13 protein-coding genes are annotated in these 13881 nt (G+C 64.1%); 5 read left to right on the forward strand and 8 right to left on the reverse strand.

What is annotated here, in order from left to right:
• Nucleotides 1-34 precede the first annotated feature (34 nt).
• Complete coding sequence (locus KIP88_RS10825; RefSeq protein WP_214487855.1) at nucleotides 35-1267, forward strand: acyl-CoA dehydrogenase family protein; 1233 nt, start codon at nucleotides 35-37, stop codon at nucleotides 1265-1267.
• Between the two features lie 194 nt (nucleotides 1268-1461).
• On the opposite strand, the gene purD is transcribed toward KIP88_RS10825, so the two are convergent.
• Entirely contained in the window at nucleotides 1462-2742 is a 1281-nt protein-coding gene (gene purD / locus KIP88_RS10830; protein ID WP_214487856.1) for a phosphoribosylamine--glycine ligase, read from the reverse strand.
• A gap of 168 nt (nucleotides 2743-2910) precedes the next feature.
• Here purD and xseA point away from each other — a divergent pair, with 168 nt between their 5' ends.
• Nucleotides 2911-4530 carry an exodeoxyribonuclease VII large subunit gene (xseA, locus tag KIP88_RS10835; RefSeq protein WP_214487857.1) on the forward strand — a complete coding sequence of 540 codons (1620 nt, stop codon included), beginning with the start codon at nucleotides 2911-2913 and terminating at the stop codon, nucleotides 4528-4530.
• Here xseA and KIP88_RS10840 read toward each other — a convergent pair.
• Nucleotides 4527-5354 (reverse strand): dienelactone hydrolase family protein, encoded by an 828-nt coding sequence (locus tag KIP88_RS10840; protein WP_214487858.1) that lies wholly within the window; start codon nucleotides 5352-5354, stop codon nucleotides 4527-4529. The genes xseA and KIP88_RS10840 overlap by 4 nt on opposite strands.
• A gap of 187 nt (nucleotides 5355-5541) precedes the next feature.
• Here KIP88_RS10840 and KIP88_RS10845 point away from each other — a divergent pair, with 187 nt between their 5' ends.
• The gene (locus tag KIP88_RS10845) at nucleotides 5542-5769 is read left to right on the forward strand and encodes a DUF2093 domain-containing protein (RefSeq protein ID WP_214487859.1); all 228 of its coding nucleotides are present in this window, start codon (nucleotides 5542-5544) and stop codon (nucleotides 5767-5769) included.
• A gap of 85 nt (nucleotides 5770-5854) precedes the next feature.
• On the opposite strand, the gene lpxK is transcribed toward KIP88_RS10845, so the two are convergent.
• From lpxK to KIP88_RS10875, 6 genes are all read right to left on the reverse strand, one after another.
• The gene (gene lpxK / locus KIP88_RS10850) at nucleotides 5855-6856 is read right to left on the reverse strand and encodes a tetraacyldisaccharide 4'-kinase (protein WP_214487860.1); all 1002 of its coding nucleotides are present in this window, start codon (nucleotides 6854-6856) and stop codon (nucleotides 5855-5857) included.
• Nucleotides 6849-8183: a 3-deoxy-D-manno-octulosonic acid transferase gene (locus KIP88_RS10855; protein WP_214487861.1), complete on the reverse strand. Its 1335-nt coding sequence runs from the start codon at nucleotides 8181-8183 to the stop codon at nucleotides 6849-6851. Before KIP88_RS10855 ends, lpxK begins: the two co-directional genes overlap by 8 nt.
• The gene (locus KIP88_RS10860) at nucleotides 8146-8859 is read right to left on the reverse strand and encodes a lysophospholipid acyltransferase family protein (protein WP_214487862.1); all 714 of its coding nucleotides are present in this window, start codon (nucleotides 8857-8859) and stop codon (nucleotides 8146-8148) included. Before KIP88_RS10860 ends, KIP88_RS10855 begins: the two co-directional genes overlap by 38 nt.
• Nucleotides 8856-9104 (reverse strand): DUF4170 domain-containing protein, encoded by a 249-nt coding sequence (locus KIP88_RS10865; RefSeq protein ID WP_214487863.1) that lies wholly within the window; start codon nucleotides 9102-9104, stop codon nucleotides 8856-8858. Before KIP88_RS10865 ends, KIP88_RS10860 begins: the two co-directional genes overlap by 4 nt.
• Nucleotides 9105-9197: 93 nt before the next feature.
• Nucleotides 9198-10007, reverse strand: coding sequence for a 3'(2'),5'-bisphosphate nucleotidase CysQ (locus tag KIP88_RS10870; RefSeq protein WP_214487864.1), 810 nt, complete (start codon nucleotides 10005-10007; stop codon nucleotides 9198-9200).
• A complete protein-coding gene (locus KIP88_RS10875) occupies nucleotides 9994-11394 on the reverse strand; it encodes a TldD/PmbA family protein (protein WP_214487865.1) in 1401 nt (466 codons plus the stop codon). The genes KIP88_RS10870 and KIP88_RS10875 overlap by 14 nt, the downstream gene beginning before the upstream one ends.
• A gap of 286 nt (nucleotides 11395-11680) precedes the next feature.
• Here KIP88_RS10875 and KIP88_RS10880 point away from each other — a divergent pair, with 286 nt between their 5' ends.
• Together KIP88_RS10880 and KIP88_RS10885 are read left to right on the forward strand one after the other, a co-directional pair.
• Nucleotides 11681-12205, forward strand: a complete 525-nt coding sequence (locus KIP88_RS10880; RefSeq protein ID WP_214487866.1) for a DUF6101 family protein — start codon at nucleotides 11681-11683, stop codon at nucleotides 12203-12205.
• 1071 nt (nucleotides 12206-13276) lie between these two features.
• A complete protein-coding gene (locus KIP88_RS10885; protein WP_214487867.1) occupies nucleotides 13277-13684 on the forward strand; it encodes a hypothetical protein in 408 nt (135 codons plus the stop codon).
• The last annotated feature ends 197 nt before the right edge of the window (nucleotides 13685-13881 follow it).

A 13881-nucleotide genomic window follows, 5' to 3' on the forward strand; every position in this document is an offset into this window, starting at 1 on the left:
GACCAACAGGAACAAGAACCGAGGAAACCGTTAGATGTCGATCGATTTCGAAATCCCGGCCGAAGCCAAGGCGATCCGCGAAAAAGTCCGCCAATGGGTGCACGACGAATGCATCCCCGCGGAGAAGGAACTCGACACCAAGCCGCTTGCCGAAGTGCTCGGCCCGCTCCGGGCCAAGGCCCGTGCGCGCGGCCTGTGGTGCCCGTGGGTGCCGAAGGAATATGGCGGCATGGGCCTCGGTCCGCTGGCCAACGCGCTGGTGCAGATGGAGCTCGGCGAGAGCATGCTCGGCGCGCTGTCGATGAATACGCAAGGGCCCGACGACGCCTCGATGATGACGATCCTTGCCCACGGCACGGAATATCAGAAGGAGAAGTTCCTCAAACCCCTGCTCAACGGCGACAAGCGCATCTGTTTCTCGATGACCGAGAAAGCCGCCGGCGCCGACGCCACCGGCATGCAGACCACGGCGGTGAAGGACGGCAACGAGAACTACATCCTCAACGGCGAGAAGTGGTTCTCCTCCTCCGCCAGCGTCGCCGACATGGCGCTGGTGATGGCCAAGACCGATCCAAACGCGCCGCGTCACAAGCAGTATTCGACCTTCCTCGTCGAGCTGCCGAACCCCGGCTACAAGATCAAGCGCAACGTCGCGAACATGGCGATCGAGGGACCGCATGACGACGTCCTGCACGGCGGCCACTCCGAAATCGAGATCAGGGATCTGAAGGTGCCGGCCGACAATCTGGTCGGCGGCGAAGGCAACGGTTTTGCCATGGGCCAGCACCGCCTCGCCTATGGCCGCCTGCGTCACGGCATGCACAACGTCGCCAAGGCGCAACGCGCGCTCGACATGGCCGTTGCCCATGTCACCAAGCGCTCGACATTCGGCACATTGCTCGCCGACCGGCAGGCCGTGCAGTTCATGCTCGCCGATTGCGCCAGCGAACTCTATATCGGCCGCCTCATGCTGCTCCATATCGCCTACAAGGCGGAGAAGGGCCTCGATATCAGGCAGGAGAACTCGATCGCAAAGATCTTTCATGCGCACATGGTGCACAAGGTGATCGACACCGCGATCCAGCTCCACGGCGCGCTCGGCTTCAGCCAGGATACGCCGCTGGCGAAGTGGTACACCCAGGTGCGCGCGCAGCGGCTGGTCGACGGTCCGGACGAAGTGCACAAGTGGCGGATCGGCAAGAACGTCATCAAGGCGTTCCGCGAGCATGGCACGACCGCGAGTGCGGCTGGTGGGGATTTGCTCTGATTGCGTAGGGTGGGCAAAGGCGCGAAGCGCTGTGCCCACCGTTGCGGACTGAGATCGCAATGGTGGGCACGCTTCGCTTTGCCCACCCTGCGCGACTGCTGCCATCGTCATTGCGAGCGCAGCGAAGCAATCCATCGCACGGCACAACGGATAGATGGATTGCTTCGCTGCGCTCGCAATGACGGAGGAAGCGGCTAGCGTTTCTGCTCCACCTCCACCGCCTGCCATGCGATGTCGCGGCGGCAGAAACCATCAGGCCAGCTGATCCGATCCACAGCCTGATACGCGCGCTGCTGCGCCTCCAGCACGCTCTGGCCCATGGCGCAGACGTTCAGCACGCGCCCGCCATTGGCGAGAATGGTGCCATCCTTTGCCACCGTGCCGGCATGAAAGATCTCGACGCCCTCGATTGCGGCGGCGTCAGCAAGGCCTTCAATGCGCGTGCCCTTCTTGTAGTCGCCGGGGTAGCCCTTTGCCGCCATCACCACGGTCAGCGTAGGCTCCGGATACCAGCGCAGGTCGAAATGCTTCAGTTCTGCGTCGCAGGACGCCAGAAACGCCGGTACGATGTCTGACATCATCCGCAGCATCAGCACCTGGCACTCGGGATCACCGAAGCGGACGTTGTATTCGAACAGCTTCGGCCCCTGCTCCGTCAGCATCACGCCCGCATAAAGCACGCCGCGGAACGGCGTGCCGCGCTGCTTCATGCCCGCGACGGTCGGCAGGATGATCCGCGCCATGATCTGGTCGTGAATTTCAGCCGTCACGAACGGTGTCGGCGAATAGGCGCCCATGCCGCCAGTGTTCGGTCCCTCGTCGTGATCGAACACGCGCTTGTGGTCTTGCGCCGAAGCAAGCGGGATCGCGGTTTCGCCGTCGCACAGCGCGAAAAAGCTGATCTCGCGGCCAGAGAGAAATTCCTCGATCACGACTTCAGTACCGGCCGAACCGAACGCACCGTCGAACATCATGGCGATGGCCGCCTCGGCTTCATCAAGCGTTTTGGCGACAACAACGCCTTTGCCGGCGGCCAGACCATCAGCCTTGACCACGATCGGCGCGCCCTGTGCGCGCACATAAGCCAGCGCGTCGTCAGCCGTCGTGAAGCGGCCATAAGCGCCGGTCGGAATATTGAATTCGGTGCAGAGCGCCTTGGTGAAACCCTTGGATCCCTCGAGCTGGGCGGCCTGCTTGCCCGGACCAAACGCCTTGATGCCGGCCGCCGCAAGATCGTCGACGATCCCCGCCGCCAGTGGCGTCTCCGGGCCGACCACGACCAGATCGACGGCATTGCGCTTGCAGAACTCGATCACCGCGGGATGGTCGGCAATATCGAGCACGACGCATTCGGCCTCGCGCGCAATGCCGGCATTGCCCGGCGCGCACCACAATTTGGTCAGGAGCGGGGACGCCGCGATCTTCCACGCCAAAGCGTGTTCGCGGCCGCCGGAACCAAGCAGGAGAATGTTCATGGGGAGCGCAGCCAAATGGAGGGTTGTCGGCTATTGCGCGACGGTTTAGCACGACAGGGGCGAGCCGCAACAACGTGTCTATTCCTGTGTGGATATGTGTCCCGACACCCCCATCACGGCCTCAGCACCTTGCGGAAGCGCCGGAAAAGGCCGATTCTAAGCCCTGATATGCCTGCTGAGAACCTGATCAACGCGCCCGAATTTACCGTCTCCGAGCTGTCGTCCGCGCTGAAGCGGACGGTCGAGGACGCCTACGGGCATGTCCGCGTGCGCGGAGAAATCTCCGGTTTCCGCGGGCCGCACTCCTCGGGCCACTGCTATTTCGCGCTGAAGGACGAGAGCGCCAAGATCGAGGCGGTGATCTGGAAGTTTGCGCACGCCCGGATGCGGTTCAAACCGCAGGAGGGGCTCGAGGTCATCGCCACCGGCAAGCTCACGACCTATCCGGGCTCCTCGAAATACCAGATCGTCATCGAGGCGCTGGAGCCCGCCGGCATCGGCGCGCTGATGGCGCTGATGGAGGAGCGTAAGCGGAAGCTCGCCGCCGAAGGCCTGTTCGACGAGGCGCGCAAGCAACTGCTGCCCTGGCTACCGGAGGTGATCGGCGTCGTCACCTCGCCGACCGGCGCCGTCATTCGCGACATCCTGCACCGGCTAGAGGACCGCTTTCCCCGCCGCGTGCTGGTGTGGCCGGTCAAGGTCCAGGGCGAAGGCTCGGCCGAGCAGGTGGCGGCGGCCATCCGCGGCTTCAACGCGCTGCCCGAAGAGGGGCGAATCCCGCGGCCGGATCTCCTGATCGTCGCGCGCGGCGGCGGCTCGCTGGAGGATTTGTGGTCGTTCAACGAGGAGATCGTGGTTCGCGCTGCCGCCGACAGCGTGATCCCGCTGATCTCGGCCGTCGGCCACGAGACCGACATCACGCTGATCGATTTCGCCGCCGACAAGCGCGCCCCGACGCCGACCGCCGCCGCCGAAATGGCCGTCCCCGTCCGCAGCGAATTGTTCGTCGAGGTCGAGAGCCTGGCCCGGCGCACGATGGTGTGCTGGCAGCGCGGGCAGGAGAGCCGCCGCAATGAATTGCGCGCCGCCGCCCGCGCGCTGCCGGGTTTAAGCGAACTGCTCGCGATCCCCAGGCAGCGGCTGGATCACCTCGGTGCCGCCCTGCCCCGCGGATTGAAGGCCAATACGCACGCCCACCACCGCCGCTTCTCGCATCTCAGCGCCGGCCTGACACTGAAGGTTTTGCGCGGACAGGTTGCCCAAGCCAATCACCGCCTCACGGTATCCGGCGAACGAATCAGGCTGTCCGCCCGCGCCCTGTTGCGCAACCGGCGGGACCGCTTTGCCGGGCTGGAGGTCAGGCTGAAGGCCTCAAAACTCTCCAACGCCGAGGCGCAGCGCAATGCCATCGCGCGCGCCCGCGAGCGCACACAACGGCTGGCCGAGCGCGCCCGCCGCGCGCTCGAGACCACCATGCATCGTCTCGACGCACGCATCGCCCATAGCGGCCAGTTGTTGTCAGCGCTGTCCTACCGCGGCGTGCTCGCACGCGGCTTTGCCCTGGTGCGGGACGAACATGGCCACGCCGTCCATGCCGCCGCCGCGATCGGACCGAGCGCGCATCTGTCGATCGAATTCGCCGACGGCCGCGTCGGCGCTACCGCGGATGCGGATCGGCCGCAGGCCACGGCTCCGGCCGCGAGTACGCCGAAACCTGTGTCGCATGAGGCGAAGCCGGCGGCGCCGAAGCGCGTGGCAAAGCCGGTCGATCAGGGAAGTCTGTTCTAGCGCGCCAGCCACTCCGTGACGCGCCGTTGCGAGTCCTTCCTCGCGTCCGCATCCGTGCCGATATGGCCGCGTTCGGGCAACGCGGCGTCGGAGCCTGCGATCGCCCGCAGCGGAAGGTTGGCGCGGTCGAAATCATGGGCTGCGCCGGGATAGACCACGATCTGCGCCAGCGCGCTGCGGCCGCGGGCCTCCTCCACCATCTGGCGGCAGGCTGCCGGCGAACTGACGTCGTCCTGCGCGCCGATCAGCAGCAGTGTCGGCACCCGCGTGCTCCAGCCGAGGCCGGACGAGATCCGGCAATCCGGATAGAACGCGATGGCCGAACGGAAATCCGGCTCGATACCGCGCGCCAACGATTGCGGGCGCACCGCCCACAGCACCGCGCTGGCGCCGTTCGCCCATCCGATCAGGCTGATCCGGTCACGCGCGGCCCAGGGTTGCTGCAACAGCCATTGCCGCGATGCATTGACATCGGCTACCCGCTCGCGGCGGGCGAGCACACGGCGCTCCTTGACGCGGCATTGCGGACCGAGCTCGCGCGAGCCGTAACTGTCCGGCAGCAGCACTGCGTGGCCGGTCTTCAACAGCTGCTCCGCCCAGTCGCGATAGCGCGACTGCACCGGCTCCGATTGTCCACCCAATCCGTCGCAGCCGTGCAGCGCGATCACGGTGGGAAACGGGCCGTCACCATCGGGCTTGTAGAGCTGGGCATGCAGGGTCAGACCGGTGGCCGGGATATCGACCGGGGCCGGCAACGGCGCGGCGCCGGCCGTGCAGGCCGCAGCAAGGAGCGTCAGGGATAGCGTTGCTGACAACAGGCGCATCGGTCTCTGTCGGATCGGTTTGACGCTGCGGGCACGGTAAAATTAACGCTACCATGCAGGCGGGCACAAAATCATCACAAGTAGGTCAGTTTCCGGGGCGGACAGTACGACCTATTTATGATAGATCGAATCCGGAAAATACACTTGACGCCAGCCCGCTCGGGCCGGTCCATCGGAGAGTTTGACGGTGCTCAATAAATTCGGTCCCTCGGGCCATGGCGAAGCGCAGGTGCAATATCTGGATGGCGATTTCCGCGTGATCTCGCCCGGAACCTATGTGCGCTGCGCCATCACCGACGTGCGGATCCCGCTCGACGAATTGAAATACTGGAGCGTCGACCTGCAGGAGGCCTATGCGGTCCCGACCGCCGTGCTGCAGCGGCACTTTCCCGGCGCGCTGAAGACGCAGGGCTAGGTTTACCTGGTAGCCCGGATGGAGCGAAGCGCAATCCGGGGTGAGCGCCGCGCGATTTCCCGGATTTCGCTTCGCTCCATCCGGGCTACGGTTCTTTCCTCTCCCGCGCCTTGAACAACCGGTCGGCGACGAACTTCCGCAACAGCGTTGGTTCGGCGAACTCCAGCGTCACCGCGAACGGCACGATTTGCTGCGACCAATCCCGCAGCCGCGCCAGATCCTTTTCCGTCGTCACCAGCGTCAGCCCATCGCGTTTGGCCTCGGCGATCAGGCTTTCGATCTCGGCTTGCGAATACGGGTGATGGTCGGCGAAGGCGCGCTGCCCGGCCACCTCGATGCCGCTGGCGCGCAGCGTGTTGAAGAATCGCGTGGGATCGCCGATGCCGGCAAACGCCAGCACGCGCTTGCCCCGAAGCTGTGCGACCTGCGCCTCATCCGGCTTCAGACGCGCTGATAACACCGGCTTGCCTTGCGCTGCGATCTCGGCCGCAATCTGCCCGGCAGCACCGCCGTTGCCGACGATGATCAAGGCGTCGGTACGCGCCAGTTGCGGCCGCAGCGGCGCGCGCAGGGGGCCGGCGGGAAACACCTGCCCGTTGCCGATCCCGCGCTCGCTGTCGATCACGATCAGGGACGCGTCCTTGACGACCGCCGGGCTCTGAAAACCGTCGTCCATCAGGATCACGGTCGCGCCTTGCGCGCGCGCCAGCGGCACGCCGTCCGCGCGCTTGCGCGACACCACCACCGGCAGCGCGCTTGCCAGCATCAAGGGCTCGTCGCCGACATCGGAAGCCGCATGCCTGACAGGATCGACCCTGACCGGCCCGCGCAATTCGCCGCCATAACCGCGGCTGAGCACCACCGGCGTCTCGCCGAGCTCGCGCAGCAGCTTCGCCAGCGCCAGCACGGTCGGCGTCTTGCCGGCGCCGCCGACGTGATAATTGCCGACGCAGAGCACCGGAATGCCGGCATTCAAGCCCTTGCGCTGCAGGCGCTGTGCGGCGATGGCGCCATAGAGGGCGCCGAGCGGTTTTAATAGATGCGAGCTGAGCGAGGCCGGGCCATGCCAGAAGGCCGGCTCACGCATTGGCGGCTCCCATCTCGATCCGCAACTGCAGCAAATACGGCTCGAGTGCAGAGAGCGTTCGCTCCAGCGCGCCGCCGAGCTGACCGACCACACGCTCGGACGCGGTAAGCACGGCTTCGCGCGCCTTGGAATCGGCGAGCATCTGCCCGAACTGCTTGACCAGCGCTTCCTGCGTATCGGCCCGCCGCGCGCCGCCGGCGGAATCGAGGGCTTCATAGACGTCGGTGAAATTGAAGACGTGGGGGCCGTGAATGACCGACGCGCCGAGCTTGATCGCCTCGATCGGATTCTGCCCGCCATGCTCGACCAGCGATCCGCCCATGAACACGATCGGCGACAGCCGGTAGAACAACCCCAGTTCGCCCATGGTGTCGGCGACATAGATGTCGGTCGTGGCGGTGGGCAAGTCCTCGTGCGAGCGCAGGGTCGGGTTGAGGCCGGAAGCTGTGATCATGCGCGCGATGGCCTCGCCGCGATCGGGATGCCGCGGCACGATCACGGTCAACAGCTTTGGAAAATAGCCGGCGAGCGTCCGGTGGGTTTCCGTCAGGATCTCTTCCTCGCCTGGATGCGTGGAGGCTGCCAGCACGACCGGCCGGCCGCGCGTCATCGACATCAGCATATCCAGCTTGTTGCCGTCGGCCGGCGGGGCGGGAACGTCGAGCTTGAGGTTTCCCGTCACCACGACGTTGCGGCTGCCCAGCGCCGTGAAGCGATCGGCATCGGTCTGCGACTGCGCCAGGCAGACGTCGAACTTGCCAAGCAGCGCCGAGATGGTCCCTTGGACCCGTTGCCAGCGCGGAAACGAGCGCTGCGACATCCGTCCGTTGATCAGCACCATCGGCAGCCGCCGCGCGGCGCTCGACAGGATCAGGTTCGGCCACAGGTCGGATTCGATGAACAGCGCCAGCGAGGGCCGCCAGTGATCGAGAAATCGCGCGACGTAACGCGGCGAATCATACGGCACATACTGGTGGATGACGTCTGACGGGAACCGCTTGGCGACGATCGCGGCCGAGGTCACCGTGCCCGAGGTCACGAGAATGCGCAGGTTGAGCGCCCGCAGCCGCTCGATCAGCGCAGCCGCCGCCAGCACCTCGCCGACGCTGGCGCCGTGAATCCACACCAGGGGACCTGCGGGGCGAGCGTCGGCGGTCATGCCGCGGCGCTCGCCGACCCGCGCCGGATCTTCCTTGCCGGCTTTCAACCGCCGGTTGATCAAAGCAGGCGAAAGCGGCACCATCGCAGACGATAGTTTCCGGTAGACGCGCAACGTCATCGGCAGCGAGTTAGCCAAGAGCGGCCTCCGGACGCCCGACGGCCGCATAGGCGCGACGGGTCGCTTCGTTCAGATAAGTTTCTACCTGAAGACGCAGCTTTTCCATAGTCTCGGCGTCGGCGTCCGGCGGCACGTATACATGCTCAATGCCTACCACGGCACCGCGCCCGAATGGCAAATTGATGGTGGAGGAATCCCAGTTCTTCAACCGGATGAACCTGGAGGTCACCATCGCAAAGGGCATGATCGGCCGGCCGGACTCCCGCGCCAGCATGATGATGCCGAGCCCCACCACCCGCGCGCGCTTCGGCACGTCGGCGGTCGTTGCGACGTTCCACTTGTCATCCAGCGCCTGCAGCATCTCCCTGAAGGCACCGACGCCACCCTTGCGGTGAAAGGCGCCGCCATGGTCGCCGGAACCTCTGATGGTTCCGATGCCGAGCCGCTCGGCGGCGATGGCGTTGAATTCGCCGTCGCGATGCCGCGAGATCAGCACCTTGGCGCGGTGGCTCTCCTTGGTCTTGATGAACGGCGTCATGAAATGCTGGCCGTGCCAGAACGCGAAGATCGCCGGCATCTCCGGCTCGACGATGTCATAGACGTCGGCAGGCTCATAGCTGAAGCGGTTGGTCAGCCAGACCAGCCGCAAATACTCGGCCGCAAGCACACCGAGCGCGCGCTGAACCCAGCTGCTGCGCAGCAAATCGCGAAGGAAACGTTTCAACTGGAGGACTTCGTATCTTGACCTGGATCGAGCAGCCGGTGGAGGTGAACCACGAAGTAACGCATGTGGGCGTTGTCCACGGTCTGCTGCGCCTTCGCCTTCCAGGCAGCGTGTGCGGATGCGTAATTGGGATACACGCCGACGATGTCGACCTGGTCGAGGTCCTTGAACGTGATGTGTTCGAGATCGGTCAGCTCGCCGCCGATGACGAGATGAAGCAATTGCTGCGGGGCACTATCTGGCATGAAGGTCTTTCCTAGTGAGATGCCCGGCAAGCAGGAGCGACAGTTGATATCGCGGCGTGGACGGGATGAATTGTGGCACGGATTTCGACCGATTCAGGGCAGCGGACGATTTCGGAAATGCTCGACAATGCGCGCATGTCGATCCTGTCCCGCCGCCACCAGCACCCCGTGCACCACCTCCCGGCGATTATACTCAATCGCATCCCCCGAGAGTGTGGTCATTCTACCATTCGCTTCCTGCACGATCAAATTCGCCGCGGCAAGATCCCAGTCGCGGCTCTGACCGCCTGCAAAAGCGGCATCGAGGCTGCCGTCGGCGACCCGGCACAGCCGAAGCGCCAGCGATCCGATTCGCGGATGCAGCGTGATCTCATCCGGTGACGAACTCAGCCGCTGCACCAGCGGCTTCGGCCCGGCCATGCGGGAAAAATCGAGATCGCTGCCTGCGGCCGCACGCACCGGCCTTTCGTTGCGCGTGGTGCCTTGGCCACTGGTGGCGAAGAAAAATTCGTCGGTGGCGGGAGCGAACACCGCCGCCAGCACCGGCGCGGCGCCTGCAACCAGCGCCACACTGACGCACCAGTCTTCGCGGCCGGCGAGATAGGCGCGGGTGCCGTCGATCGGGTCGACGATCCAGACCAGTTCCTTGCCGAGACGGCTGTCATCGTCGACGCTCTCTTCCGACAGCCAACCATAATCCGGCGTCGCCGCGCGCAGCCGGCGTTCAACGAGGTCGTTGACGGCGATGTCGGCCTCGGAGACCGGCGACGAGGCGCCCTTGGTCCAGTTCTTCAACTCGGTGCGAAACAGCGACAAGGCCAGCGCGCCGGCTTCACGCACGGTGTCCCGCAACAGCGCAGCATCGCGCGCCCAGACCCTGTCAGCGATATCAGCGTCCGCCAAGCGTCAGGCCCTCGATGCGCAGCGTCGGCGCGTTGACGCCGTAGCGGAACTCCAGATCGTTGGCGGGAACGAGCGATTTGAACATCGGCAGCAGATGGCCCGCGATCGTCACCTCGCTGACGGGGTAAGTGATCTCGCCGTTCTCGATCCAGAAGCCGGAGGCGCCGCGGCTGTAATCGCCGGTCACGCCGTTGACGCCGGAGCCGATCAGGTCGGTGACGTAAAAACCCTGCTTGATGTCGGAGATCAGTTGCTTCGGCGTCATCTCGCCGGGCTCGAGATGCAGATTATACGATCCCGGCGACGGCGAGGACGAAACGCCGCGATGGGCATGCCCGGTCGTGACCAGCCCAAGCTCGCGCGCGGTCGCGCAATCGAGCAGCCACGTGGTCAACACCCCCTCGTCGATGAGCGCGACCTTCTTCACCCTGACGCCCTCGGCGTCGAAGGTCTGCGACCGCAGGCCGCGCACCCGCAAGGGATCGTCGATAATGCGGATGTTTTTCGCGAACAGCTGCTCGCCCATCCGGTCTTTCAAAAAGCTCGTCTTGCGCGCGATCGAGGCGCCGTTGATAGCGCCGACGAGATGGCCGACCAGCGATGCCGACACCCTGGGATCGTACACGACCGGCACTTTGCAGGTTTCGACCTTGCGCGGATTGGACCGCGCCACGGTGCGCTCACCCGCCTTCCGGCCGACGCTTTCGGGCGACGCGAGATCGGACGCGTGAGGAGCCGAGGTGAAATCGTAATCACGCTCCATGCCGGTGCCTTCGCCCGATATCGCGGTCATCGAGATGCCGTGGCTGGAGCGCAAATATGAACCGTGGAAGCCGGTCGAGGTCACCAGCACCATGCCACCGATGCCGCTCGAGGCGGACGCGCCGCCTGATTTGGTGACGCCCTTGACCGCCATGCCTGCGGCTTCGGCTTCGCAGGCGCGGCGTTCGAGTTCGGAGGTCGAGGGAACTTCGCGGTCGAGCAGATCGAGATCGGCGAACTCGCGCGCCAACAGCGAGGGATCGGCGAGACCGACATATTTGTCGTCAGGCGCGACGCGGGCCATCGCGACCGCCCGTTCGGCGAGCTTGGCGATGCCGTCGCCGGAAATATCGTTGGTCGAGACCACGGCCTGGCGCTGCCCGACCAATACGCGCAATCCGACATCGTCGCCTTCGGAGCGTTCGGATTCCTCGACCCGGCCATCACGCACTTCGACGCCTTGCGAGACGCCGCGCACCGCAACCGCGTCGGCGGCATCAGCGCCCGCGCGCTTGGCGGCCTCGACCAGGCGTTGCGCCAGCGTCGAGAGCGCCGATTGATCGAACAGGTCGGAAGTTGCGGAAGCCTGCGAAAGCGGCGAAGCGCTGGATGGTGAAGAGTTCACAAACAAAATCCCTGACAATTGAAGGGGCTTGGGCGCAAATCGGCAGACCCACCAGATGTGCCTGATTCACGGGGATTTCAAGCATTTTGCGCCACCTAATGCCAAACATTTTCGGCATTTCCGCAAGGTCTCGTCAATCATGCGTGCCAAGGTCTTGTCAATCATGCCGGGAGATCCAGGGCGGGTGACTTCTCCTTAACCAGGCTTTTTAAGGCGAAACGGAAATCGCTCGGCTAAGGTCTCGCGTATCGACCGGGAACATAATCCCGGCGGGGAGATGAGAGCCGTGAGGCGTCAAACAGCAATAAGCGGGATCAATCCCGCCGGGTCGAGCCGTGTCATGCGGCTCGACCCTCTTTCTCTGCCGCTCAGCTTTCATGCGCACGACACCCGCGCAGACGGCGGCGTGCGGAGGATAGAACTCCATCGCGAGCGTGTCGTGCTGCACCGTGCCGTCAAGGGCATGCGGATGGCTATCAACGTTCGCGTCAGCGACTTTCTCGGCGTCGCGCTGCGCGGTCTCGACGACGCGCAGACGCTGGTGCTGGTGCATCGCGATCCGTCCCTCAACATTCCGCTGTGCGTGAGCTCCGACCACGAGGAGATCGCCTCCGCGTGGCAGATGTGGAGCGACATCTTCGCGCTACCGCTCCTGGCGGAAGATGACCACAGCGAACCGGCCGCCCGCCGCCGCCGCCACAACGCCATCCGCGCCCGCCGCCCGAAATTTCTGGTGCGCCGCCGGGGCGGTAACCCGATCAATACCGACACCATCCATCGGGACGAACGCGAGATCATCGCGCGGGATTAGCTCGACAATTGCGAGCGAAGCGAAGCAATCCATGCCTCCACGCGCGGCGCTATGGATTGCTTCGCTGCGCTCGCAATGACGTGGAGGTAGCAACGTTACACTCGGCTGTCGTCCCCGCGCATGCGGGGATCCAGTACGCCGCGGCATATCGGTCCAATCATTGCTGTCTCTGGAATACTGGGTCACCCGCTCCAGTGCGCAATTGCGCACAAGGCGGGTGATGACAAGTGAGCGCGTGTCAGCGTTCTCGCGACGCATCCCGCCCGAGGTTTGCCGGAAAACTTCCCGCCCTTTTTGTCAAGGGCGCAGGGAAGACCGGGTGCTTGCTGCACCCGCGGTCTCGCGTGCGATTTGCGCAAACAAAACTGCACACGAGCATACAGGGCAGCGGGAACACTCCGGCCTTCCCTGCGCAATGGCTTTACGGCTTACTTCGTGCTCTCCCCGGAGAACGGCTCTTTTGCCTCCGTCGCCCCCGAGAAGCTTCGCTTCTCCAGGACTTAGCGCCAGCACCGCGACGCCCGAACCACACGACTTCGCCGTACGCGTCAGGCGCGTACGTCTATCGCGCCCTCAGCGTCCACCGCATCTCACCGCGCGTTCGTGACGTTCGCGAAGCGCCCCTCATCTGCCGTGAGACGGGCGAAGTTGTGCGACTGATTTGGGTGAGAACGAAAGCAGAATATTTTTGATTCCCGGGCTTGACACAATTTCGGAAAATCAGAAGTGATTTGCCCGTCGTGTTGATTTGTCGCGGTTACGCATCGCGATTGTGCTTGCGCGCAAAGCAAATCAGTTCGCAGCAAGTAGCCCGCATGAGCGCAACGATATGCGGGAGTCGGGGGAATGACGAAGGCCCCGGATGTCACTACGCGCGTCCGGGCTGCGCTCATGTCCGCTTCACAGCTAAAGCGACCGAATTATTGCGCCGCCACGAAATGACGCGATGTGCCAGGAGCGGACGTTTTGGCTCGCCAGATCCAGCCCGCTTGAATCCTCTACTGAGTTCGCCCATACACCACTGGTTGTGTTCAAAATGAGCGCGCGTAAAATTGCTCAGGGGTCGTCGAGATGCAGCCGGACGCCGTTATTCCGACGAACCTAATGTTCGTCATCGGCATACTATTCTTTTCCTTGATTCATGCGGCTGTAATCAAATTTTTCGAGCGAAAGCTGACCTTTGGGCAGGCCTACCTAATAATAGTGGTAACTACCATCGTCTCGGGCACGCTACTTGCAGTCTACACTTCTGCTAGGCCGCTGCTTGGCTTCTCCGAAACGTTAGACTTATTAGCGAACTTAGCAGCCCTGGTGCTGATGGGCTTCATGATCACACGACTGGCGGCGAACTACGGGATCAAGAAAGAAGGGCGGTTTAGTCTTGGAACGAAAGTGATGTTTACGATGCTCTTGATGGTCCTGATTTTCATGATCGCTTTGGCCGGCGTCATATTGCTCCTTGGAGGGAGCCTCTCGTAGTTGATCTGTTGCGAACGATGCACGCGACCCAAGTCCGCTTCGGGTCGTCATTCGCGACCGGGTCGAACCGGCAGCAAGTCCGGCCATGTCCGCTATGCCGCCGAAAGCGGAAGTAGGCAGAGCTGTAGCGTGCCCGCCCTCACAAGTGGAATGCTTGACGGTGGGCACGTCGCTGACGCGCCTTTGCCCACCCTACG

This window comes from Bradyrhizobium sp. SRL28 (genome assembly GCF_018596315.1).
In the GTDB taxonomy this organism is placed as follows: domain Bacteria; phylum Pseudomonadota; class Alphaproteobacteria; order Rhizobiales; family Xanthobacteraceae; genus Bradyrhizobium.